This window comes from Mycobacterium sp. NGS17, from assembly GCF_059813205.1.
Map to the genome: position 1 here is coordinate 651,809 of NZ_JCALED010000002.1, position 22,690 is coordinate 674,498.

Consider the following 22,690-nt stretch of genomic DNA (forward strand, 5'->3'; position numbering starts at 1 on the left):
GAAGGTCCAGCGCCGGATCCAGGCCGGACGTCGGTTCGTCCAGGATCAGTAGGGACGGCCCGGTGAGCAGCTCGAGTGCCACCGAGGCACGCTTGCGCTGTCCGCCGGACAGCTTGTCCACCCGGGTATCGGCGTGCTTGGTCAACCCGAGTTCCTCGATGACCTGCGCGACCACCTGTGCGCGGTCCTGCTTGCTGGTGTCGGGCGGCAGCCGCAACTCGGCCGCATAACTCAGCGCCTGTGTCACGGTCAGCTGGCGGTGCACGACGTCGTCTTGGGGCACCATCCCGATCCGGCTGCGCAAGGACGCGAAGCTGGCGTGAATGTCGTGGCCCTCGAAGGTGATTGAGCCGGAGGTGGGACAGGTGGCCCCGGCGATCAGCCGGGACAACGTGCTTTTCCCGGCACCGGACCCACCGATGAGGGCGGTCAGCGTGCCGGGCCTGGCCGTCATGGATACCTTCTGGATCAACCGTTTGCCGTCGACGTCGAAGTCGACCTCGCGCACCTCCAGCCCGCCGGTGCGGGTGGCCGCTTCGGCGCGGCGGAGCAAGATCTCGCCGTTGAACACCAGGTCGACGTTGCCGATGGTGACCACGTCGCCCTCCGTCAGCGGCGCCGACAAGATTCGGGTGCCGTTGACGAAGGTGCCGTTGATGCTGTGCGCGTCGTGGATCTCCGTGCCGGTCGCGCTGGAGACCAAGTAGGCGTGATGGCGCGACGCCAAGACATCCGAGATGACGACGTCGCTGTCTTCGGCGCGACCGATCACGGCGGCGCCCGTGGGTGGCGCAGCGAGCGTCGACCGCGACCGCTGCACGGCCCGCCGCAGGTTGGTGCTATCGAACTGCGCGGCTTCGAGTGCCTCCGCTCCGATCTCGGTCAGTTGACCTTTTGCCGCCGGCTGCGCGGGCCCTTCGGCCGGCGGTGCCGGCTGGGGCACGCGGGGCGGAGACGATTGGCCCGGATAGCCGACAGCGCGGCGCGGGCCGCCGGCTTGCTGCGGTGCCGGCGGCGGCGGGCCGCCCCGGGCGTAACGGAGCGGGGCGGGCTGCGGTCGCGCGATGCGGGGCGAAGAGCCGCCGGGTTGCTGCGGGTACTCGGGGTGCGCCGGTTTCGGGGCGCCGGGGCGCCTGAGGGCCTGCATACCTTCGACCGTCGGCGGCAGCTGGCCCACCGTCCTGTCGTGGCTTTCGATCACGAAGCTCAACCGCGGCCCGTCGGGACTTCCCACGTTGATGCTCTGGCCGTCGCGGATGTCGACGACGGCGACCCGGCCGCCATTGACGAACATTCCCGTCGGGGATCCGTTGTCGATCGCCATCCATTTGCCGCGATCGAAACGCAACAACAGGTGCGCGCGGGCGATCTGCGGGTGCGCGACGCGCATGTCGGCGCGCAGGTCACTTCCCACGACGACATCGTGACCGGCGGCAAAACTGCGCCGTGACCAGTTCGATTGGACCGTCAGCACGGGCGGTGCGGGCCTACTCATCCACTCAGTATTCGACCCGCCGTCTCCGCGGCGCCAGGGTTTCGCCATATTGGTCTGCAGTTCACGATCGTCTTTGCTGTCCGGGCCGCCGCGGTCGTGAGTGGCAACTCCGAGTTCGCGCGGCCGAGCCACGGGCGGGTCACGACTCGATCCCAATTCACCGCCGGCCGCGCAACCGAACACCCTTGGCCAAAACGTGACCGAGGTGTGGCCAAACATCAACGCGCCCTTGTACTTTCGCAGCTCAGCGCACATTTATCATCCCTACTACAACAAGGTCATTCAAAAGGAATTGGAGCCATGCGGACGGGTGTTCGGTGTGTTCTTGCGGTGATCGGAGCCGCTGCGAGTGTTGTCGTGACGCCGGCCGACGTGAGCCTGGCGGCGTCCAACCAGTCGCGTGGGTTCGCGATCGCGTCGATCCTGCCGGCGCGCGACGAGGTGGTCGGCGTGGCGCACCCCGTGCTGGTGAGATTCACCGCACCCGTAGCCAATCGGCAGGCGGCCGAGCGCTCCATCGAAGTCAAATCAACGCCCGCCATGACCGGCAAGTTCGACTGGCTCGACAACGATGTCGCGCAGTGGGTTCCGGACAGATACTGGCCCGCGCACAGCACGATTGCGCTGACAGTCGGCGGCGTGACCACTGAGATCAAAACGGGTCCTGCCGTGGTCGGGGTCGCCAACATCTCCGACCACACCTTCACCGTGAGCATCGACGGGGTCCAGACGGGACCACCGTCCGCACTGCCGGCGCCGCACCACCGGCCGCACTTCGGCGAGCAAGGCGTCATGCCCGCATCGATGGGTAGGCCGGAATACCCGACGCCGGTCGGCACGTACACCGTGTTGTCCAAAGATCCTGCGGTGACCATGGATTCGAGCAGCGTCGGCATTCCCGTCGACGATCCCAACGGTTACCTGCTCACGGTGAACTACGCCGTCCGCATCACCAACCGCGGCCTTTTCGTGCATTCGGCTCCGTGGGCCGTCTCCTCACTGGGGCTCGAGAACGTCAGCCACGGCTGCATCAGCCTGAGTCCCGAAGACGCCGAGTGGTACTACGACCACGTCAACGTCGGCGACCCGGTGATGGTCGTGGACTCGACTTACAATTAGGAAGCTCTGCACTTAGGCGTTAGCCCGGTGCGTCGCTTCAATCACCCTGACGTGCGCGGCTTTTGGGACTTTTGGGACGCGGCGACGTTGCCTTACCTGCGCGCCACGCAACGGGACGGGCCCGCTGGTGACACACCAGCGGGCCCGTCCCGTTCACTCAAAACTCGGCGTCAGCTCGCGCCCGAGGGGCCGGCGGGAACCGGCTGGCCGGGCACCGGTCCGCCGCTCGGTGCCGGACCCGTTGGCGCATCCTTCACCCCGGACATGTCGATGAGCGGAGCGGCCGCGTCCAGGGGCGCACCGGCAGCCGCCGGCCCACCCAGCGCAATCAGCGGCGCGCCGGCCGGCACGACCGGCACCGGCGGCACTACCGGAATCGGCGGCGCGAGGGGCAACGGCGGCACGATCGGCACCGGAGCACCGACCGGCACGGGGCCTGGCACGGCCATCGGCACGCCGGACATGTCAATCATGGGCGCAGCGCACATGCCCCCGGCGGCCGGCGCACCAGCAGCCACGGGCCCTGCGCCCGCGACCGGACCGCCGGCGGCCGGCGCCTCGCCGGCCTGCCCCTCGATGCACGCGTTGCCGCCCGTGATCAGCGGGGCGGCCGCCGCATTGGGGCTCAACGCGATAGCAGCCCCGCACAACCCAACGCCGGCAACTACTTTGATGTTGAACCGATCGACGATCGCCATCAGCGTCAACTCTCCTTTATTCACGCTCAGCTATTTCGCACTGGTGCAGCAGGCCCGCCTAGCCGTACCGAGGTCACTTTCGCGACCGCGCCAATTGTCAGCACCACGCGCGCGACACGCGCCACGCCGCACCGTGCCGTTTCCAAATGGTGACGTCACAACGGCGTCACGAATCAGAACTCAAGGCAGATCGCCACTAAACGCCGAAGGCCAGCGGTCGCCGGACGGGTTTCGAATCTCACCGAATTAAATTTTCCGCAGGTGCTTCACAGGAAACTGTTGGTGAACAGTTATCGCTTTGAAGGTTACGGAGAAGTTAACATCGAGATTAGAACTGTTGACGTAACGAGGAGAAGAGGCTATGTCCCCACGTCGTCTCACCACCGGGTTCATCGGTTCGGCTCTGCTCGGCGGCCCGCTTCTCGCCAGCCTTATCTGGGCCGGTCCAGCACAGGCCGACGCGACCACTTTCCTCAATGACATGCACAGAGACGGCGTCCACGCCGTTACCGGCGGTGACGGCGCTCTGCTGCAGGCGGGCCTGAACGTATGCCAGCAACTCTCGTGGGGCGCCCCCGAATCCCAGCTCGTCGGTTTGGCGCTGCAACGGTCCGACGAACGGCAAGGAGCCGGCGGGCTCAGTCCGCAGCAGGCCAACGACATCGTCGGCTACGCCGAGCGGGACCTTTGCCCCGGCGGCTAGGGCTCATCTGACACTTCCGTAGTTTCGCGGCCCTTGAGCGTGGGCGCCTGGATTGCGCCGGTCCGCGGGTAGCCTCCGCCGTTCTTGGCCGACTGTTCACTTCCCCGACTTGTTCGCGCAGCGGGTGTTCGCGGTTTTGTGTAAAAGTGCATCATCGGCATCCGGCGCACACAGGGAGAAGGTTGATGGCGGCACGCAGGCCGTTTGGCCGGTTCGTGGGTGCGGCGCTGGCGAGTGGCCCGCTTGTGCTCGCCGGGGTCCTCTGCGCCGGCCCGGCGCGCGCCGACCAGGCCGCCTTCATCAACGACCTGCACAACGCCGGCATCCACGCCGTCAACGGCGGCGACCCGGAGCTGTTGCAGATGGGTGCCGACCTTTGCCAGCAGCTTTCGTGGGGCGCTTCTCCGCAACAGCTGGAGGCTTTGGCGCTGCAGCGCTCGGACGCCGACCAGGGCACCGGTGGGATCAACGGTCGACAGGCCGCAGACGTGGTGATCTTCGCGCTGCGCGATTTGTGCCCCAACGCCTGACGCGTTTTAGCCCCGCGCGCGGCGGTCCGCGCTAGGGTGACCTCGAGTGAGGCTCAACGCAGCGAACGTGACCGGCCTCAAGATCCCGGTCCCGACGTATGACCGCAGTCAAATCGGCGTCGGCATAGCGCATTTCGGCGTCGGCGGTTTTCACCGTTCCCACCAAGCCATGTACATCGACCGGTTACTCAGCGACGGGCTGGCCCAGGACTTCGGGATCTGCGGAATCGGCGTGCTGCCGGGTGATCGGCGCATGCGCGACGCGCTGCGCGGCCAGGACCATCTGTACACGCTGATCCTCGAACACCCCGATGGCACGCGGGAACCGCGGGTCATCGGCTCCATCGTCGACTACCGTTATGCGCCTGACGATCCCGGCTCGGTGGTCGATCTGCTCGCCGATCCGGCCACCCGGATCATCTCGCTCACCATCACCGAGGGCGGCTATCAGCCACCGCTGAGCGCAGTGTTCGAGTTGGTCGCCGAGGCGTGCGATCGGCGGCGCGAGCGCGACCTGCCCTCCCCCACGATCGTCTCCTGCGACAACATCGCCGGGAACGGCGACATGGCGCGGCGCGTCTTCACGTCATACGCCGAACACATCAATCCCGAACTCGCGCAATGGATGCGCGAGAAGACCACCTTCCCCAACTCGATGGTCGACCGGATCACGCCGGTGACCACGCCCGACGTGCTCGAGCGGCTGGACTCCGAGTTCGGTGTGGCCGATGCCTGGCCCGTCATCGCCGAACCCTTCGCCATGTGGGTGGTCGAAGACGATTTCGCCGCCGGCCGGCCGCCGTTGAATCAAGCAGGGGTACAACTCGTCGACGACGTGGCGCCGTATGAGGCCATGAAGTTGCGGCTGCTCAACGCCTCCCATCAGGGCCTGTGCTATTTCGCGTACCTCGCCGGATACCGGCTGGTGCACGACGCCGCCCAGGATCCGCTGATCGCCGAGTTCCTTGCCCGCTATATGAATTCGGAGGCCATGCCGACGCTGCAGCGCATCCCGGGGCTGGACGAGTTCAAAGCCGGACTCCTGCCGCGCTTCGCCAACGCCTACATCCGCGACACGGTGGCCAGATTGTGCGCCGAGTCCTCGGATCGCATCCCGAAGTGGTTGCTACCCGTGGTGCGTGACAATCTGCGCACCGGCGGCGCGGTGCGGCTTGCCGCGGCGATCGTCGCGAGCTGGGCGCGCTATGCCGAGGGCGTCGACGAGCAGGGCCAACCAATCGAGGTGGTGGACCGGCTCGCCGAGTCCCTTGTTCCGATCGCCCGCTCGCAGCGCGACAACCCCGTCGCGTTCCTGGCCAACCGTTCGGTATTCGGTGATCTCGTCGACCACGAACGCTTCCGCGAGTCCTACCTGTGGGCGCTGGACTCGCTGCACCGCAACGGTGCCCGCGCAACGCTGCGGGCGCTGATCGGTGCCGGCGGATCATGACGCTGGTCGCCGGCATCGACTCGTCGACACAGTCCTGCAAAGTGCTGGTGTGCGACGGCGCCACCGGCCGGGTGGTGCGCGAGGGACACGCCGATCACCCGAACGGCACCGAAATCGACCCGGACGCATGGGAAATCGCCGCCCGTAAGGCCATCGACGACGCGGGCGGCCTGGATGGTGTCGAGGCGGTCGCCGTCGGTGCGCAGCAGCACGGCATGGTGTGCCTGGACCGCGCCGGGCGGGTGGTGCGTCCCGCGCTGCTGTGGAACGACGTGCGATCGGCCGGCGCCGCACGCGCACTCGTCGGCGAGCTCGGTGGCGCGCATGCCTGGGCCCGGGCCGTCGGCGTCGTGCCGCTGGCCGCGATCACTGTGGCGAAACTGCGCTGGCTGGCCGACCGGGAGCCGCAGCACGCCGACCGCACCGCGGCGGTCTGCCTGCCGCACGACTGGCTGACGTGGCGCCTGCGCGGCGAATCCGACATCACGACCCTGACCACCGACCGCAGCGACGCCAGCGGCACCGGCTACTACGATGCCGCAACGGGCGCTTACCGCTTCGATCTGCTGGAACTGGCGCTGCGCGGCCGTCGTCCCCAGCTGCCGATCGTGCTCGGCCCGTCGGACCGAACCGAAGGCGGCGCAAGCACATTCGGAGCGGGACTCGGTGACAACGCCGCCGCGGCGCTCGGCCTGCGCGCCGAGGAGGGCGACGTGGTCGTCTCCATCGGGACCTCGGGGGTGGCGGCCGCCGTGACCGCGGATCCGGTGCGCGACGACGCGGGATTCGTCGCCGGATTCGCCGACGGCACCGGGCGCTATCTCCCGCTGGTGTGCACCCTCAACGGTGCGCGGGTGCTTCAGGCCGCGGCCACGATGCTGCGAGTCGGGCAGGACGAGCTGTCCGGGCTCGCGCTGTCGGCGCCTCCCGGCAGCGCCGGGCTGGTGCTGATTCCGTACCTGGAAGGCGAGCGAACGCCTAACCGGCCCAACGCAACCGGAGCGGTGCACGGTCTGCGCGTCGCGAATGCGACTCCGGCCAATCTGGCCCGGGCCGCGGTGGAGGGACTGCTGTGCTCGCTCGCCGACGGAGTGGCGCATCTGGCCGCGCACGGTGTCGCCGCGCGGCGGATCCTGCTGGTCGGCGGCGGCGCCCAGTCCCGGGCGCTACGCGAGATCGCCCCCACGGTGTTCGGCATGCCGGTGCTGGCACCCGCGCCGGCGCAGTACGTCGCGCTGGGTGCGGCGCGGCAGGCGGCGTGGGCGTTGAGCGGCTCGGACCGTCCGCCCGCGTGGCAACCGCCGCCCACCGACGAATACACCGCGGAGCCCGCGCCCGAGGTGCTGGCGCATTACGCGCGGGTGCGCGACCTCACCGAGGGAGTCACCGGTCGTCGCGAAGCGGACGAAACACCGGAAGGATTCGGTACTTCGCGCTGAAGCTGGCCTTGTCGTACTTGTCGCCGACCTCGCCGTCGCACGCGACGACCGTGGGACCGTCGACGGCACTGAAGCTGAATTCCGGCACCTGCAACTCGTGATAGAGCGGGCTGCGCTGCAGGCGCCCCAGGACGAGCGCGGTCAGGATCCTGGTCCTCGCCCAGCGCCGGCCGGCCTCGAGGATGCGGACGTCGATCAGGCCGTCGTCCATCCGGGTCCGCCGCGCCGGCGCGAACCCGTTCGGCAGGTACAGCGAATTGCCCAGGAAGAACAGCGATGTCAGCAGGGTCTTGTTGTCATAGCGGATACGCACGGGCTGGTCCGTGCGCAGCGTGCGCAGCATCGCGTAGAGCCCGGCCAGCGGCTTGCCGATGCGTTTCTCGAGTTTCTCGCGGCGCCGCACGAAGGCCGGGTACGCGCCGATGCTGGCGGTGTTGAGGACCATCTGAGTTTCGTTGAGGCACACCAGGTCCACGCACGCAACGTGGCCACGCCGGATGGCGTCGACCGTCTTGGCCACGGTGTCACAGCCGATGTCCTTGGCGAAGTGGTTGAACGTCCCGGCGGGAAAGACCGCCAGCGGAAGTCCCGCGTCGATGGCCACCCCGGCGGCGGCCGCGACGGTGCCGTCACCGCCGCCCACGGCCAGCACCTCGGCTTGTTCGGCCGCGCCCCGCAGAACCTGCACCGGGTCGTCGTCGGGGCCCAGTTCGCGGATGTCGACCTTGGGCAGCTCGGCGCGCACTTCCTCGACGACGCGGGCGCCGGTGCCGCTGCCCGACTCCGGGTTGATGACCAGGATCACCCCGGCGCCGTCGGGCCGCTGCGGCGCGGCGACGCGGAGCGGTTCGGTTCGCGGCCGGGCGGTTTCGGTGATCGGCGGGACGAGCCGCCCGCCCAGCACGGCCAAGCCCGAGCCGATGCCGAATCCGGCGATGACGTCGCCGGGGTAGTGTGCGCCGGTCGCCACCCGCGACAGGCCCACCAGCCCGGCCAGCAGCGCCAGCCCGAAACCCAGCGGCGCGTTCTCCAGCCCCACCCCGACGGCGAACGCGGCGGCGCTGGCGGAGTGTCCGGACGGCAGGGAATTCGACGTCGGGCGCCGGCGGACCTGCCTGATCAGCGGCACCAAGTCATACCCGGGGCGCGGCCGCCGGCGGATCCGCTTCGCGACCTGGTTGGTGACCAGGCTGGTTACGGCCAGCGTCACCAAGCCACGGGTCGCGCCCCGCTGCGCGCTTTGCCTGCCCGTGGCGAGCAGCGCCGCACCGATGCCGACCCAGAGCTTGGAATGGTCCGCCGCGCGGGTCAGCGGCGGCATGACCCTGTCCAGCAGCGGGGTGTCCGTTTCGGCGATGGCATCGAACAGTTCGCGGTCCAGCGTGCCCAGTCCCCGGGTGATCTGTTTGATGCCGCGTCCGCGTTGGCGGGGCCCCCTGTTCATTCGCTACACCCTAAATTGGTCCGGAGACATGGACGCACAGGGCTATTGCATGAGGTGGCGCGACAACGCCGAACGCCGCGGCGTGGACGCGCACGTCGTCGCCGAGATCGCCCGCCGGCACGGCGTCACGGCCGCACGCTTCGGAGTGCTCGAGGGCATGGCCCAGCTCGAGGACCCGCACGGCAAGTCGTTCTTCCTCATCCCGGCCTACGCCGACGGCGCCCGCGCCCGCGACGCCGCGCTGATGACCTACATCCTCAACGCGGATACCGGCTACGGTAAGCCGGGCGGGCGGCCGACCGACTTTCCTCCCACCCCTTACAGCGCCGCCGAGGTGGCGCGAATCATGTTCCGGCAGAACGCAAATCGCTGGAGCTACCGTCGCGACGTGCCCTTCGTGCACCGCAACGGCGGACGGCTGGTCGCCACCCCCAACGGCATGCTGATGGGCTTGGGCGGCAACTGGATGCAACGGTTGTTCAGCCAGCGCGGCGGCACTACCTGGGGTGACATCTTCATGATGAACACGGGCAAGCCCGCCGACCCCGGCGGGCAGCTCCGCCAAGTCGTCTCATCCGGGCACGCCTGGTATCTCGACGGCAGCCGCACGCCCCGCGTGAGCCGCCTCGACCTGGACCGGGTGTTGCATCACGAAGAGCGGCACGCCGCGCAATGGGCCGACCGGGGCTACCTGGGCATGCTCGCCGGCTACGGCCGGGAGTTGTTCCGCGAGTTGGTGTTTGGCGCGGTGAACAGGTTCGAAGAGGACGCCGGCCTGTCCGACGGTGGCTACAGGGCGTGAATCCCGTGGTAGAGCACCATCGCGCCGATCACCACGAAGACCGCCGCGAGCAGGGCGCCGTTGTTGCGGTCCATCCAGTCCTTGAGCCGCGCCAGCGTGTCGTCGAGGCGGCTACCGGCCGCCACGTACGCCAATATCGGGATCGCGACGCTGGAGGCGGCGATGGCCACGAAGAAGGCCGCGGCCGCCCAGTCGCCGGCGAGACCCAGTCCGCTGGTGCCGATGCCCAGTCCCGCCGGGACGCAGATGAGCGCCACATCCGGGCGCACCACGGCCAGCACCGCCCCGACGATCCCGGCGCGGGCCGGGGTGATGCTGGCGAACGAGCGCATCCAGGCCGGGGATTCGGCCTGACCGTGCCGGTTGAGCCATCGGTAGATGCCGTAGACGATCAGCGCCGACCCCAGCACCACGCGCAGCCACGATGACCACCGCGGAGGCGCCTTGTCCAGGCCGCCCAGCAGGCCGGAGGCCGCGACAGACAGCGCCGTCAGCGCGGACAGGCTGAGCAGCCAGCCGCCCAGGAACGCAAGGCTGCTCGGCCGCGGCCGCGGCGCCTGCAGCACCAGCACCGCCGGAATGACAGTGAGCGGTGAGAGCGAGATGACCAGTCCGAGCGGAACGAGGCCGGTCAGCACCGTCCCCCAGCTTCCTGCCATGGGCGGCATCCTGCCATCGCCGCGGGCGATGCGACGTCGAACGCGCCGAACCGGGTCAGGCCAGCGTGCGAATCCCGTTGTAGAGCACGATCAACCCGATCAGGAACAGGATGACGGCCATCATCGCGTCGTGGTTGGCCTCCATCCAGGCTTTGAGACGTTCCAGGGCGTCCTCGAGGCGGTCACCGGCGCCGACGTAAGCCAGTATCGGGATGGCGACCGTCGACGCGGCGAGCACGACGAAGATCGCGGCGGCGATCACCTGGGCGCCGGCGCTCAGGCTGCTGTTGCCGACGGCCAGGCCGGCGGCCGCGCACAGGATCAGCACCTCCGGGCGCACCGGCGCCAGCACGGCGCCCATCACTGCGGCGCGTACCGGCGAGAGCGTGGAGAACGAACGCATCCAGCGTGGCATGTTGCGCTGACGATGCCTGGTGAACCAGTGGTAGGCCGCCAGGGCGAGCAGCGCCACGCCGAACGCCAGCCGCACCCAGGCCGCCCATTTCGGCGGGGTCGCGTGGAAACCACTGAGCAGCTCCGAGCCGCTGACGAACGCCGCGGTGAGAGCTGCCAGCCCCAGCAGCCAGCCGCCCAGGAAGGCGAGGCCGGCCGGGCGTGGGCGCGGCGCATGCAGCACCAGCACCGCGGGAATGACCGTGATCGGTGACAGCGCGATGACCGCCGCCAGCGCGACGACTTTGCCCAGCACCGCGGCCCAACTTGCCTCCACGGGCAGCAATCATCGCATTGGCGTGACGCTCACGCAGCGGTTGACCGCACCGGTCAGCCTTTGCGGCGCAGCGTCCACGCGGGCACCCAGTGCGTCACGGTTCTGCGCTTGGATCCGTACGCGACGGGATAGGTCACCAGGCCCCACCAGTCGCCCTGCTCGCACAGGGCCCAGCAGCTCAGCCACCCCTCGACGACCTTGTGCAGCTGCAGACCGTTGGGCTGATACCGCCCCGAGCGGTGCGGCTCGCGCGGGAAGAGGACGGTCAGGTCGACCAGAACCGCGATCGCGGGACGGACCACCCGAAACGGGCTGCGGACCGGTTGGCCGTTGTACCCGATCGACGCGAGCGGACCCATTGATCGATCATACGTTCGAATAGGCGCATCGTTGAGCCCCCTGATCGGGGCAGTTGGCTTCTGGCAACATAGCGGTGTGTTCAGCCAAACCGCGACGTCCAGGGCGGTTCGGTGAGCATCGCAACCACCGAGGCGTCAGGCGGTCGCCGCGGCGCGCCGGACGGTCGCCGGTGGGTGGCGCCGGCCGCGCTGGACCCGCTGGTGATCGCGATCGTGGCCGCCGCGGTGAGCATGGCCGGCGCCGCCCGGCCCTCCTTCTGGTACGACGAGGCCGCGACCATCTCGGCCGCCTACAGCCGGTCGCTGGGCCAGCTGTGGCACATGCTGGCCAATGTCGACGCCGTCCACGGTCTGTATTACGTCCTCATGCACGGCTGGTTCCAGGTCTTTCCGCCGACCGAGTTCTGGTCGCGCGCGCCCAGCGCGCTGGCGGTGGGCGGCGCGGCCGCCGGCGTCGTGGTGTTGGGGAAACAGTTCTCCTCCCGCAGCGTCGCGGTGGCCTCCGGTGCGTTCTGTGCGATCCTGCCGCGGACCACGTGGGCGGGCATCGAGGCCCGCCCTTACGCGTTGTCGATGATGGCCGCGGTGTGGCTGACCGTCCTGCTGGTTCACGCCGCGCGCCGCGACACCGCGTGGCTGTGGCTGTCGTATGCCGTCGCTCTGGGTTTCTCGATCCTGCTCGACGCGTACCTCGCGCTGTTGCTGGCGGCCTATGTCGTGTTCGTGTGCATCTTCCACCGACGCCGAATGACGTTGCTGGGCTTCGCGATCGCCTCGGCCGCAGCAGTGGCCGCACTGCTGCCGTTCCTGACGGCGGTGGCCGGGCAGGCACACCAGATCAGTTGGGTGGCACCCATCGGTCACCGCACCGTCGAAGACGTGCTGATGCAGCAGTATTTCGAGCGATGCCCGCCGTTCGCAGTGCTGTCGGCGCTGCTGATCGGCGCGGCAATCGTGTTGTGGCTCAGCGGGTCCGCTCGCCCGGCGGGCCCGCAGCGCCAACTGCTGGTGCTCGCGGCGGGGTGGCTTGCGGCGCCGACGGCCGCGATCGTCACGTATTCGGCGCTGGTTCACCCGATCTACACGCCGCGCTACTTGTGCTTCACCGCCCCCGCATTGGCGTTGATCCTCGGCGTCTGCAGTGGCGCGGTGGCCGGCAAACCATGGGTGACAACGGCGGTCATCGGCCTTTTCGCGGTGGCCGCCGCTCCGAATTATGTTCGCGTGCAACGCAACCCGTACGCCAAATACGGCATGGACTACAGCCAGGTCGCCGACCTGATCAGCGCGAAGGCGGCACCGGGCGATTGTCTACTGGTGAACGACACGGTGACGTTCATGCCGGCGCCCATGCGCCCGCTGCTGGCGGCGCGCCCGGACGCCTATCGCAAGCTGATCGATCTCACGCTGTGGCAGAAGGCGACCGACCGCAACGACGTGTTCGACACCAATCTCATCCCCGAGGTGGTGGCCACGCCGCTGAGCCAGTGCGGCGTCGTCTGGATCATCACCCAGGCCGACCCGTCCCAGCCGGCGCACGAGCAGGGCCCGGCGCTGCCGCCAGGCCCGGTCTATTGGGCGAGCACCGCCTTCGCAGTGCCGCACGACCTGGGCTTCCGGCTGGTGGAGCGCTGGCAGTTCAACCTGGTCCAGGTGCTCAAAGCCCAGCGATAGTCACCAGATGTGGATCCAGTCGACGAGCATGTCCGCCGGGTAGGTCGCCGCCGCGGGATCGCCGGCGCCGACGCCGCCGACCGCCAGGGTGAACATGGGTGTCATCCAGTAGCCGGGGTTGTTGAACGGCCACCGGAAGTCGTCGGGGGCGCCGCCGTGAACATGGATGGGTTTGTTCGGAACGCTGAAGTACTGTGCCCCGTCTCGGGCGAATTGAAATCCTTCTTCGCCCCAATGCATGCGCCAGGTGTGCCAGTTGCCGTCGACCATCCCGGGGATCGACTTGCCCTCCCAGGTCTTGCCGTTCGACGCGGCGTGCACGGTCGTCCCCGGAGGCCACGAGCCGTTGCCGTACCACTCGAAGAGGTCAACCTCGCCGTCGGGCAGCGGATCCTCGTTGACGCCCCAGAACGCGGACCACAGGCCCGGCTCCAAGCAGTTCAGCTTTATCCGAGCTTCCCAAGTCTGGTTGATCATGCTGCGGAAGTTGCCCCGCATTTTGGCGCCGTAGTAGGTGTCCCCTTCCTGGGTGGCGCGCAAAACGAGGTTGGAGTTCCCGTCTTGGAACACATTTCGGCGGTCGTCGCGGTATATCCCCGCGACCGGCGGGAACACGTCGTCCTGCCAGGTCTGAATGGTCCATTTGCCCGGATCGGGAGCCGAACCCGCGGGGCCGTCGAACTCGTCGGCGAAGATGTAGCCGCCGCCTCCGGCCGCCGGCGCGGCCGGCACCGGCGGGCCCGACGGGGTCGCCCACGCGCCCGGCAAGCGCATCGCAGCCCCGAGCATGCCGAGGCCCGACATCAACATCATGCTGCGACGATCCATCTAATCCACCAATCGTTCGAAGCCGGCTCGTCAAGCTCGGCGGACTCTCCCCAGGCAACTCTCGCAAACGGTGTTATGAAACCACGCGGTGGGGTGGCATGCATGCCGCGGTCGGGGTCCGCGCGCACCCGATCCGCGCGCGGCGTTCCCGCTCACGAGCCGCTGCCGCGATCCCCCTGGCATAAACAAGCGACGATAGCAGCCGAGTGGCCCACTTCTAGGGATTTCGCGACTCAACCATCAACTTAGTTGACATATGCGCCGCCGCTGGTATCAAGGAGGTTGATGGTTTGAGAAAGGAAACAGCCATGTCTCATGGATTCTTCGGTAATTTCGGTGGTCCCGGTTTCGACGGTCCGGGCTTTGGCGCTCCGGGATTCGGCGGCCCGGGCGCCGGCGGTCCCGGCTTCGCCCACTTCGGCAAGAAGGGTCGCCACGGCCTCAAGCGCGCGGCGTTCGTCACCGCGGCATTGCTGCTGGACGGGCCGGCCGACGCCGCGCAAGTGGTGCAACGGGTGTCCGACGCGACCGGCGGCGCGTTCACGCCTCCGCAGGACGTGGCCGAGCTTGCGATCGGCATCCTCGCCGGGCGCGGCGTGGTCACCGTCGACGGCGGCGTGGCGACGCTGACCGAACTCGGCCGAAACGTGTTGGCATGGCGCGGAATCAGCAGCGAGACCGCCCACGCCTTCTTGAGCCGTGCGGCCAAGTTCGGTGACGTGGTGAAGATCCGCAAGGAATTCTTCGAGATCGCCGGACTGGCCCGCACCATCGCATGGACGGGCACCGACGAGCAGAAGCAGCAGCTCGCCGAGGCGCGAACCAAGGTGCTCGAGGCGCTGACCGATGCGCGCAAGGCGCTGCACCGGGCGCTCGGCGCCGCCTAGCGGGGACTGGGTTCGCTCAGCCTGACCAGGGTCTTGCCGACGTTGACGCCGGTGAACAAGCCGTTGAGGGCATCGACACAGGACTCGATGCCCTCAAAGATGGTCTGCCGGTGGTGAAGTCGGCCTTCGGCCGCCCACTGGCGTAGCGCGGCGAACGCCTCGTCGAAGCGGCCCCACTGATCGAGCGCGTTGAACCCCTGCATCAGGGCGGTCTTCGACAGCAGGTTCACGTAGTTGGCAGGCCCGGGGTGATCGCCGGTCAGATAGCTGGAGATGACGCCGCACAGCACGACGCGCGCCCGGGCGGCCAGGCGGCCCAGCACGGCGTTGAGGATGGGACCGCCCACGTTGTCGAAGTAGACGTCGACGCGTTGCGGGCAATGCTTTTTCAGCGCCGCCGCGACGTCGTCATTCTTGTAGTCGATGCACGCGTCGAACCCGAAGTCCTCGACCACCGCCCGACATTTCTCCGGCCCGCCCGCGATGCCCACCACGCGGGCGCCGGCGATCTTGGCGATCTGCCCCGCGACCGATCCGGTGGCGCCCGCGGCCGCCGACACCACCACCGTCTCCCCCGGCTGCGGCCGGCCGATGTCGGTCATCCCGAAATAGGCGGTGGCGCCGGTCGGGCCGTAGACCGACATGATCGCCAGCTGGTCGTCCTCGCCCGGGATCGGCGTGCTGAACAGGTCGTCGCGGATGATCACGTACTCCTGGAAACCGGTCAGCGTGGTGACGACGTCGCCGACCGCATAGGCGTCGCATCGCGACGCCACCACCTCGCCGATGCCGGCCGCCCGGATCACCTCACCCAGCTGGACCGGCGGAAGGTAGCTGGGCTGGTCGTCGAGCCAGGTGCGGGCGGCGGCGTCGATGCCGACGTAGGTGGTGCGCAGCAGCGCCTCGCCCTCGGCGGGTTCGGGCGCGGGCGTGGTGACCATTTCGGTGTCATCCGGTTGGACAAGCCCGGACGGACGGCGACGAAGGAGGACCTGGCGATTCGGCAAATCGGGCACGATCGTAAAAACTACCGAACGGCCCGGAAAGCCAGAAGCGAATGGCATATTCATCCCATGGCAGCAAACGAAGACCCGGAGGACCGAATCCGGGAACTCGAGCGCCCGCTCGCCGAGACGGCGCGGGCGTCCGAGCAGGGCAGCTCGCAGCCCGCCGGGCAGCCGGGCGCCCCACCCCCGCCGGCCTCGTGGAATTACGGCGGCCCGCTCCCCGAGCCATTCCAGCAACGCTCGTCGAGTAACCGCATCTGGTGGATTCTCGGCACGGTCGTCGTCGTCGGCGTGTTGGCCCTGGCGGGGGGCATCGCCGCCTTTGCCGCACACCAAGTTTCCGGCGTGAGGTCGATCATCGCCTCGCCGCCGACCATCTCCACCACGTTGCTCCCGCCGAGCGTTTCGACGAATCCCGTTCCATCACAGAGGAAATCACTTTCGTCGTCGACGTCGACCACCGCACCACCGGGTACCGAACTCAGCGTCGCCGGCATCAACGAGAACCGGACCATCGCCTGCAACGACAACATCGTCAACGTCAGCGGGGTTTCCAACACGGTGACGATCACCGGCCACTGCACCAGTCTGTCGGTGTCGGGCGTGCAGAATTCGGTCACGGTCGAGGCCGTCGAGGCCATCGACGCCTCCGGCTTCAACAACAAGGTCACCTACCACTCGGGCGCGCCGAAGATCAGCAACTCCGGCGGCTCCAACGTGGTGCAGCAGGGCTGAGCGAAAACGATTGTTACGCGGGCTCTTCGGCGTCGGCTTCGGTGTCGTCTTGGTCGTCGTCGAGGACGCTGACCGCAATGCCGTAGGGCAGGAAACGCACCTTGCGTTTGGGATCGACGTTGTCCTTGTTCGCCCGCAGTGCGTCGAGTTCGGTCGCATAGACCTGTTCGACGCGCGCGCCGCCGTCGGCGTCCACCGTGTAGATGGCCCACACGCCCTCACCGGCCTCGCCCGCGGTTTCGGGGGCGCTGCGCGGACGCCGCGACAGGTCGTCGAAAACGGCGGACCACCCCGTCCGGACACCGGGCCCGGCCACGAACTTGCCGACCCGCTCGAATACGTCGCGCAGCCCCTCGCTGCCCTCCCGGATCATTCGGTCGAACTCTTCGGGGTCGAATCCGAATCCACTGTGCTCGCCCACGCGACCTCCTTGGCGCTCGATGTCGTAACTGCCAGTGTGCGCTCAGTCGAGGCCGTTCGCCACGTGGTTACGGGCCGGGCGGCGGCGGGGGGTTGATCGGGATAGGCACCGTGACGAACGGGAAATGCAGATACATCGTCACCGGTGGCTGCTGGGGCCGCGGCGGCGCCGCGGGCGGCGGGGGCGGCGCGGCAGGCGGGGGCTCGGGCGCCGCGGCCGGCGGGGGCGCAGCCTCCTGGACCGGTGGGGGCGCCTGCCGGACGGGCGGCGGCACGTACTGCGGTGCCTGCCGGGTCGGGGCGCGGTAGACCGGGGCCGCGGGTGCCTGAGTGACCGGGGCCTGCGGTGCGGACTGCTGCACCGGCGACGATGCGGGTGCCGGGGCGGCCACCTCGGTTGGGCTGGGCGCGGGCGGCGGGGGCGCCGGGCTCGGGGCCGGCAGCTGCGCCTGCGGGGGGTTGCTCGGCGGGTTCTTCGGCGGAGGCGCGGGCAGCTGGACGCCGGGGGTGGCCACGCTGACGCCCGAAGTGTGACGGTCGGCCGGACGATCCGAGGTCAACGTCACCAGCACCACGCCGCCTATCGCGGCGACGATGCCGACCAGGGCGCTGCCGGCGAGCAGCATCGACCGAGGGCGGCGCGGCGGAGTGTCGTCCTCGTCCGCGACCGCGCTGTAGGCCCGCGCGCCGGTGCCGACGTCGGCGTTGCCCCAGACGTCCAGGTAGCTCGGGCCGAGCGCGGGGAGACTCAGCTCTCCGGTGCTCGGATCCAGTGCGTAGGCCAGGGCCGCCGTCGACGATGCGAACAGCGGGGCGTTCGCCGAGGCCAGGGCGGCGCCGCGGGCCAATGCCATGTCCGGCTCCTCGGGCGCGGTGACCGGAAGCGGGGTGGCCGCCTCGAGCGTGGGCTTCAGCGCCACGATGTCGGTTCCGCAGCCGATCAGGAACACCCCGTCGGCACGAGACCCGCGCGCGTCCAGACCGGCGACCATCGTCGCGAGTTCGGCGGCCAGACCTCCCGGGTGGTCGCCGCCGGTCTGGCGCCGGTGCAGATCGACGATCGAACCGTCGGCGACGTCGACCACGGCCAGCGTCGCGTTGGCCGGCTCGACGAACAGCATCGCGAGGCGTTCGTAACCCAGCGCGTAACCGACGGTCTGTGCGAGCGCGGCCGCGGCGAGCAACGGTGCGACCAGCATCACGCCGCCCAGTTCGCAGGTGGCGATCGCCTCCCGCAGCGCGCCGACGCCGGCGGGGTCACTCCAGGTGACCCCCGTGGAGGTCAGCCGGTGGCCGCCCTCCAACACACCTTCGCGGCTGCCGATGATCGCGTCGATCACCTGGTCGACAGCGCCGGCCGCCGAATTAACCGAATTCCCAGCGGCCCCAACCTCGAACTCTTCTTGTTCGACGGTCACGCCGTCCGCATTTTGGCCCTCGATCGCCACCAGGCGGACTGTCCTGGGAGCCATCGACACCCCAAGCACGATGTCCACGTAACGCCTCCAAAGCCCTTTTCAACGCCCTCTGCGAGGGCACGACGGGAGGAACCCCGCCCGAACTTGGTGACATAAACGTTACGCGCGTGCAGCTAATTGCGCAGGCGGTGTGCGTACGCAGGAATAACGCTAATAACCCGGCCCCAGGTACGGATTCTGCGCGCTCCCCGGGTACTGGGGGTACTGGGGGTACTGCGGGTACTGGGGGTACTGGGGATATTGCGGGTACTGCGGAGTCGCAGGAGCCTGCTGCTGTGGAACCGGCACCGGGATCGGGACCGGTAGCAGCGGAACGTGGATCCATTCGGTGGTCATCGGCACCGTGGTGGTGGTAGTGGTCGGCGGGGGCGGGGGTGTGGTGGTTTCCACCGGCGGCGGCGGCGCCGTGGTGGTCACCGACGGTGGCGGCGGCACCGTCGTGGTGACCGTCGGTTGCGGCGGCGCGGTGGTCGGCGGCGCCGTATGCCGGGGGGTGTAGACGGGCGCCGGCGGCGCGGTGGTGACCACCACCGGAGGTGGCGGAGGCGGCGGTGACGGCGGCGGTTCCGGCGGTGGCGGCGGGGGGCTCGGGATGGGTTGCGCGCTGGGCGGCGGGGGTGGCGGCACCGCGGTGGGCGGTGGCGGCGCGGCGGGCCGGGGCGCCACCGAGTTCGCCGGGGGCGCAGGCAGGGGCGCGACCGAGGGCGGGGCCGGCCGGTTCTCTATTCCGGTCAGCGTGTAGGCCACGCCACCGATCGCCGTCATGGCGACCACGGCCGACATGCCGATGATCAACTGGGAGAACCGAAGACGCAACCAGGGTCGGCGTTCCCGGGGCGGCTCAATGACGTTGAGCCGCATCGACCAGCCGGCCGGTCCGTCTTCGTCGTAGGTTTCGCCACCGAACCGCATCCGCAGGTCGCCGGGGTATTCCGTTTGCGACCAAGCCAATTCGCGATCGGTGAGCGCCTCATCATCGATCACCAGCACATCGCCGGCGCCGAGGTCGACGACGTCACCGGCGGCGTCGGCCGAGGCGAGCAGCCCTATCGATGTCCGCGTGCGCAGATCCAGCTCGCCACCGCGCGATGCCAGGATCAGCGCCCCGCTCGCCGCGGCCAGCGCGGGCTGCGAGGGCGTCAGGATCGGCATCCGGCCGTGGGCCGAAAGTCGTTCGGTGACAAACGGAATGCGTGCGCCGCCACCGACCGTTACCACAGCGACAAGGTCCGTCCAGTTCGTGCGGTAGCGCAGCAGCATGTCGTCGAAGGCGTAGATGAAGCCGGTCAGCCGGTCAGCAATCATCTCTTCGAGGTCGTCTTGCGTCAACGTCAAACTGCAGCTGCGCCCGCCCAGCACCGCGGTGATCTCGGTGGTCATGTCGGTCGAGAGCAGCTCCTTGCCCACCCGGCATTGTTCCCTGAGTTCGACGAGCTGCCCGACGCCGGCGGTGCTGGCCGGGTCCAGGCCGCTGCCATGCCCCAACTCCTCGAACGCACGCAGCTGCAACTCCTGGTCGATCTCGTCACCGGACAACGCGGCGTAACGCATGGTGGCGCTGACGAGTTCGAAGTCCCCCGCGACATTGACCAACGTGGCCGACGTGCCGCTGCCGCCGAAGTCGAGCAGGCCCACCACGCCCTCGTCGGGCAGGCCGAGCTCGGCCTTCACCGCCGTCAGCGACGCGATCGCGTCCGAAACCAGCCGCGGCGCCATACCGCTTCGCACGAAGCCCAGATGGGTTCGCAGCGCGTCGCGCAACGCCTGCACCGTCGCGGGTTTCCAATGCGCCGGAACGGCGATGGAAATCTCCGAGCACGCCGCATCCGCACCGGCCGCGAGCACCATCGCGTCCAGCGCCTCCACCGTCAGCAGCTCCGGGTCGTGCGCCGAACCGTCGGGTGACACCAGCGCAACGGAATCACCGATGCGCTCGATAAAGCCCTTCATCGGTACGCCAGGCTCGGTTAGGTACGGGTTCTCATCGGGCGCACCGATTTTCGGTGCACAGTGCGGGTAAAGGGTCAGCACAGACCGGCGGGTAACCGGTGGGCTTCCATTACGCGCAGCGACCAGGTTCGTGGTCCCGATCGACAACCCGAGTGGGTCGTACATAGAGCGAAACCTTCGTCTATAGGGGTCGGTGGCCAGCGTCAACGATAGCCGCGGACACGCGGAAAGCCGATGCTTCGCAATGTCATTGGTATCCGCTCGATGCCCTTGCGTCACCGAAGCGGTACCGAAAACCCCTTGACAAAACGCCTTTCGTTACAAGACCGTCAGCGGCAGCGAACGCCTCGGCTCGAACTGGAAGGTCGATCCCCCACTGACTCTGACGACGGAAACCTCTGGTAGTTCCTCGGTGGGAGTGTCGGTTTCGACCAGTTCGGCCGTCCAGTCGGTGGCCGATCCGCTAACTCGAACCGCGATGTGCGGATCCACCGCGGTGGCGACCGCCTGGAGCGGCTGCACCGACTCCGGCGAGCACAGCGAGATCCAGGATCGGTCATCATGCGCCGGCGACGGGTGGACGTGCAGGCGGCTCGAATCCGTCTCGGCGACAACGTAGTCAGCAGGGTTCAGCAGCGGGTGCAGCTCGAGGACGCGCAGGGCACCTTCGGTGCCGCCCGGAAGTTTCAGTGCGCGGTGAATGCGCTCGGCGGCCACACCCGCGATGCCGGTCAGGCCGCGGGTGCACACGCCGACCGCTTCGTCGTCGTTCGCGGCACGCGCCCGCACCGCGATCGCGAACGACAAGTACAGCAGGTGCATCTGCAGGCATACTTCGTCGGCCATCCGGACCAGCGCCGAATGCGAGAAGGCGGCGAAGTCGAAGTCGGACAGCAACGGCCCGGAGTAATCCGCCTGCCCATCGTCCGAGGAGTCGATGGCGTCGAGTTCCCATGTCGCAGCGCGTGTTCGGCTGACGATGTCGAGCGCCGGGATGCTTTGCGCTTCGGGATGGGACTCGTCGATGATGACGGTCCACGCGCAGTGCGGATGCCGGTCCGCCGGCGTCCGGGGCGGGCGATGGATGGGACGCACCTGGGCGCGCGGGTTGGTGGCGATCGCGGTGGCGTCGAAGGTGGGGTCCTCGATGGTGTGGCACATGCCGAACACGTACTGCTCGCCCATCGGCTCGACGTCGAGCAGTGCGCCGCAGTGGTCGAGGTGGAATTCGCCGTGCCAGCGGTCGTGGACCGTGTACCGGAAATCCATGAATTGCGGTGGCGCACCGATGTCGAGTTGTAGGCCCTTGAAGATGGTCACCACGTCGTCGCCCTCGTAGTTCAGGGCTTTCTGCATGCGCCGGGTGTAGATCGGGCTGGATCCCGCCCACTCCTCGATGGCGATCTGGACCATCTCGTCGCGCCCGAACGAGGAGATGCACCAGGCCATCCCGGATCGGTCGATCAGCTGCCCGATCAGTAGCAGTTCGGGAACCAAGACGACGAGCTCGTCGCGGGACAATCGCGCGTATCGCGAGGGGCTGCTCACGCCCCAAAAATAGACTCGACTATGTTATAAAGTCAATAATGTCCATCGTCGCTGGCCAGAAGCCGGAACGCCCGGTCGGCCCGACCCGGCGCACCACCGCGCCACGCAAGCGCGGCGATGACACTCGGGCGAAGATCATCGATGAGACGGTGCGCTGCATCGTCGAGGAGGGATTCTCTGCCGCCACGGCCAAGCACGTGGCCGAACGCGCAGGCGTGACGTGGGGGGTCATCCAGTACCACTTCGGGGATCGCAACGGCCTGCTGATGGCAGTGGTGGACGACGGGGTGACCCGGCTGGTCGACAGCCTGTCGTCGGCCGATGTCAGTGAGCTGCCCCTGCGAAGGCGCATCGAGGTCGTCGTCGACACCGCGTGGAGCTGTTACAGCAGCCCGACGTCGATGGCCGCCTTCGAAATCCTGCGCGAGACCCGCGGCGGTCCGGACCCGTCGTCGCGGCGCCACCTGCTCGACATGAACGCCGCTGTCGGCCAGCTGGGGCGACTGATCACCACCGATCCGGCGCATGCCGGTGTGGCCGAGGTCATCTGGGCCACGCTGCGCGGTGTGGTGCTGGCACAGATGGTCACCGGCACCGCGATCGATTGGAGCCTGGAACGGCGCGCCCTCGTCGACATGGTCACCCGCCACCTCTCCGAGGGCCCGGGACACCGCGACACGTAAACCACGCACGCGACACGCCGCGCGAAGTCGCACTGGTTTAAGTCTCGGCGGC

21 protein-coding genes and 2 pseudogenes are annotated in these 22,690 nt (G+C 68.6%); 10 read left to right on the forward strand and 13 right to left on the reverse strand.

Annotated elements, in window-relative coordinates; genetic code table 11:
• Positions 1–37: 37 nt before the first annotated feature.
• Together AC5Y7E_RS07280 and AC5Y7E_RS07285 are read right to left on the reverse strand one after the other, a co-directional pair.
• A pseudogene (locus AC5Y7E_RS07280) lies at positions 38–598 on the reverse strand (ATP-binding cassette domain-containing protein); the annotation flags it as partial.
• Positions 575–1,750, reverse strand: a pseudogene (locus AC5Y7E_RS07285) (FHA domain-containing protein); the annotation flags it as partial. The pseudogenes AC5Y7E_RS07280 and AC5Y7E_RS07285, both read right to left, overlap by 24 nt.
• A 45-nt stretch (positions 1,751–1,795) precedes the next feature.
• On the opposite strand from AC5Y7E_RS07285, the gene AC5Y7E_RS07290 reads away from it, so the two are divergent.
• Positions 1,796–2,614 (forward strand): L,D-transpeptidase, encoded by an 819-nt coding sequence (locus tag AC5Y7E_RS07290; RefSeq protein WP_499948179.1) that lies wholly within the window; start codon positions 1,796–1,798, stop codon positions 2,612–2,614.
• Positions 2,615–2,784: 170 nt separating this feature from the next.
• Here the strand turns inward: AC5Y7E_RS07290 and AC5Y7E_RS07295 are convergent, their stop codons facing one another.
• A complete protein-coding gene (locus AC5Y7E_RS07295; RefSeq protein WP_499948336.1) occupies positions 2,785–3,321 on the reverse strand; it encodes a hypothetical protein in 537 nt (178 codons plus the stop codon).
• A 352-nt stretch (positions 3,322–3,673) separates the two neighbouring features.
• Between AC5Y7E_RS07295 and AC5Y7E_RS07300 the strand changes: the two genes are divergently transcribed.
• The 4 genes from AC5Y7E_RS07300 (at position 3,674) to AC5Y7E_RS07315 (ending at position 7,434) form a co-directional block, all read left to right on the forward strand.
• Complete coding sequence (locus AC5Y7E_RS07300) at positions 3,674–4,015, forward strand: DUF732 domain-containing protein (RefSeq protein ID WP_499948181.1); 342 nt, start codon at positions 3,674–3,676, stop codon at positions 4,013–4,015.
• Positions 4,016–4,200: 185 nt separating this feature from the next.
• A complete protein-coding gene (locus AC5Y7E_RS07305) occupies positions 4,201–4,545 on the forward strand; it encodes a DUF732 domain-containing protein (protein ID WP_499948183.1) in 345 nt (114 codons plus the stop codon).
• A gap of 46 nt (positions 4,546–4,591) precedes the next feature.
• On the forward strand, positions 4,592–5,995 hold the full coding sequence (locus AC5Y7E_RS07310) for a mannitol dehydrogenase family protein (protein WP_499948185.1): 1,404 nt from the start codon (positions 4,592–4,594) through the stop codon (positions 5,993–5,995).
• On the forward strand, positions 5,992–7,434 hold the full coding sequence (locus AC5Y7E_RS07315; protein WP_499948187.1) for a xylulokinase: 1,443 nt from the start codon (positions 5,992–5,994) through the stop codon (positions 7,432–7,434). The genes AC5Y7E_RS07310 and AC5Y7E_RS07315 overlap by 4 nt, the downstream gene beginning before the upstream one ends.
• Here AC5Y7E_RS07315 and AC5Y7E_RS07320 read toward each other — a convergent pair.
• Positions 7,379–8,878 (reverse strand): bifunctional phosphatase PAP2/diacylglycerol kinase family protein, encoded by a 1,500-nt coding sequence (locus AC5Y7E_RS07320; protein ID WP_499948189.1) that lies wholly within the window; start codon positions 8,876–8,878, stop codon positions 7,379–7,381. The two genes, AC5Y7E_RS07315 and AC5Y7E_RS07320, sit on opposite strands and share 56 nt — an antisense overlap.
• Positions 8,879–8,906: 28 nt before the next feature.
• Between AC5Y7E_RS07320 and AC5Y7E_RS07325 the strand changes: the two genes are divergently transcribed.
• The gene (locus AC5Y7E_RS07325; RefSeq protein ID WP_499948191.1) at positions 8,907–9,680 is read left to right on the forward strand and encodes a hypothetical protein; all 774 of its coding nucleotides are present in this window, start codon (positions 8,907–8,909) and stop codon (positions 9,678–9,680) included.
• On the opposite strand, the gene AC5Y7E_RS07330 is transcribed toward AC5Y7E_RS07325, so the two are convergent.
• The 3 genes from AC5Y7E_RS07330 to AC5Y7E_RS07340 form a co-directional block, all read right to left on the reverse strand.
• Positions 9,668–10,339 (reverse strand): GAP family protein, encoded by a 672-nt coding sequence (locus tag AC5Y7E_RS07330; protein ID WP_499948193.1) that lies wholly within the window; start codon positions 10,337–10,339, stop codon positions 9,668–9,670. The two genes, AC5Y7E_RS07325 and AC5Y7E_RS07330, sit on opposite strands and share 13 nt — an antisense overlap.
• 55 nt (positions 10,340–10,394) lie before the next feature.
• Positions 10,395–11,048: a GAP family protein gene (locus AC5Y7E_RS07335; RefSeq protein WP_499948337.1), complete on the reverse strand. Its 654-nt coding sequence runs from the start codon at positions 11,046–11,048 to the stop codon at positions 10,395–10,397.
• 74 nt (positions 11,049–11,122) lie between these two features.
• Entirely contained in the window at positions 11,123–11,428 is a 306-nt protein-coding gene (locus AC5Y7E_RS07340) for a hypothetical protein (RefSeq protein WP_067134226.1), read from the reverse strand.
• Between the two features lie 231 nt (positions 11,429–11,659).
• Here AC5Y7E_RS07340 and AC5Y7E_RS07345 point away from each other — a divergent pair, with 231 nt between their 5' ends.
• The gene (locus AC5Y7E_RS07345) at positions 11,660–13,102 is read left to right on the forward strand and encodes a glycosyltransferase family 39 protein (protein WP_499948338.1); all 1,443 of its coding nucleotides are present in this window, start codon (positions 11,660–11,662) and stop codon (positions 13,100–13,102) included.
• On the opposite strand, the gene AC5Y7E_RS07350 is transcribed toward AC5Y7E_RS07345, so the two are convergent.
• The gene (locus tag AC5Y7E_RS07350) at positions 13,103–13,930 is read right to left on the reverse strand and encodes a glycoside hydrolase family 16 protein (protein ID WP_499948195.1); all 828 of its coding nucleotides are present in this window, start codon (positions 13,928–13,930) and stop codon (positions 13,103–13,105) included.
• Positions 13,931–14,238: 308 nt separating this feature from the next.
• On the opposite strand from AC5Y7E_RS07350, the gene AC5Y7E_RS07355 reads away from it, so the two are divergent.
• Positions 14,239–14,817 carry a hypothetical protein gene (locus AC5Y7E_RS07355; protein WP_499917834.1) on the forward strand — a complete coding sequence of 193 codons (579 nt, stop codon included), beginning with the start codon at positions 14,239–14,241 and terminating at the stop codon, positions 14,815–14,817.
• On the opposite strand, the gene AC5Y7E_RS07360 is transcribed toward AC5Y7E_RS07355, so the two are convergent.
• Entirely contained in the window at positions 14,814–15,833 is a 1,020-nt protein-coding gene (locus AC5Y7E_RS07360) for an NADP-dependent oxidoreductase (protein WP_499948197.1), read from the reverse strand. The genes AC5Y7E_RS07355 and AC5Y7E_RS07360 overlap by 4 nt on opposite strands.
• A gap of 57 nt (positions 15,834–15,890) precedes the next feature.
• On the opposite strand from AC5Y7E_RS07360, the gene AC5Y7E_RS07365 reads away from it, so the two are divergent.
• Positions 15,891–16,559: a DUF3060 domain-containing protein gene (locus tag AC5Y7E_RS07365; protein WP_499948199.1), complete on the forward strand. Its 669-nt coding sequence runs from the start codon at positions 15,891–15,893 to the stop codon at positions 16,557–16,559.
• A gap of 13 nt (positions 16,560–16,572) precedes the next feature.
• Here the strand turns inward: AC5Y7E_RS07365 and AC5Y7E_RS07370 are convergent, their stop codons facing one another.
• The 4 genes from AC5Y7E_RS07370 to AC5Y7E_RS07385 all read right to left on the reverse strand — a co-directional run bounded on the left by AC5Y7E_RS07370 (position 16,573) and on the right by AC5Y7E_RS07385 (position 21,955).
• Positions 16,573–16,980 carry an Rv0313 family protein gene (locus AC5Y7E_RS07370; RefSeq protein WP_499948201.1) on the reverse strand — a complete coding sequence of 136 codons (408 nt, stop codon included), beginning with the start codon at positions 16,978–16,980 and terminating at the stop codon, positions 16,573–16,575.
• A gap of 67 nt (positions 16,981–17,047) precedes the next feature.
• Positions 17,048–18,475 (reverse strand): DUF7159 family protein, encoded by a 1,428-nt coding sequence (locus AC5Y7E_RS07375; protein ID WP_499948203.1) that lies wholly within the window; start codon positions 18,473–18,475, stop codon positions 17,048–17,050.
• Between the two features lie 132 nt (positions 18,476–18,607).
• Entirely contained in the window at positions 18,608–20,572 is a 1,965-nt protein-coding gene (locus AC5Y7E_RS07380; protein ID WP_499948204.1) for an Hsp70 family protein, read from the reverse strand.
• Positions 20,573–20,725: 153 nt separating this feature from the next.
• Positions 20,726–21,955 (reverse strand): hypothetical protein, encoded by a 1,230-nt coding sequence (locus AC5Y7E_RS07385; protein ID WP_499948205.1) that lies wholly within the window; start codon positions 21,953–21,955, stop codon positions 20,726–20,728.
• A gap of 38 nt (positions 21,956–21,993) precedes the next feature.
• On the opposite strand from AC5Y7E_RS07385, the gene AC5Y7E_RS07390 reads away from it, so the two are divergent.
• A complete protein-coding gene (locus tag AC5Y7E_RS07390) occupies positions 21,994–22,638 on the forward strand; it encodes a TetR/AcrR family transcriptional regulator (RefSeq protein ID WP_499948206.1) in 645 nt (214 codons plus the stop codon).
• The last annotated feature ends 52 nt before the right edge of the window (positions 22,639–22,690 follow it).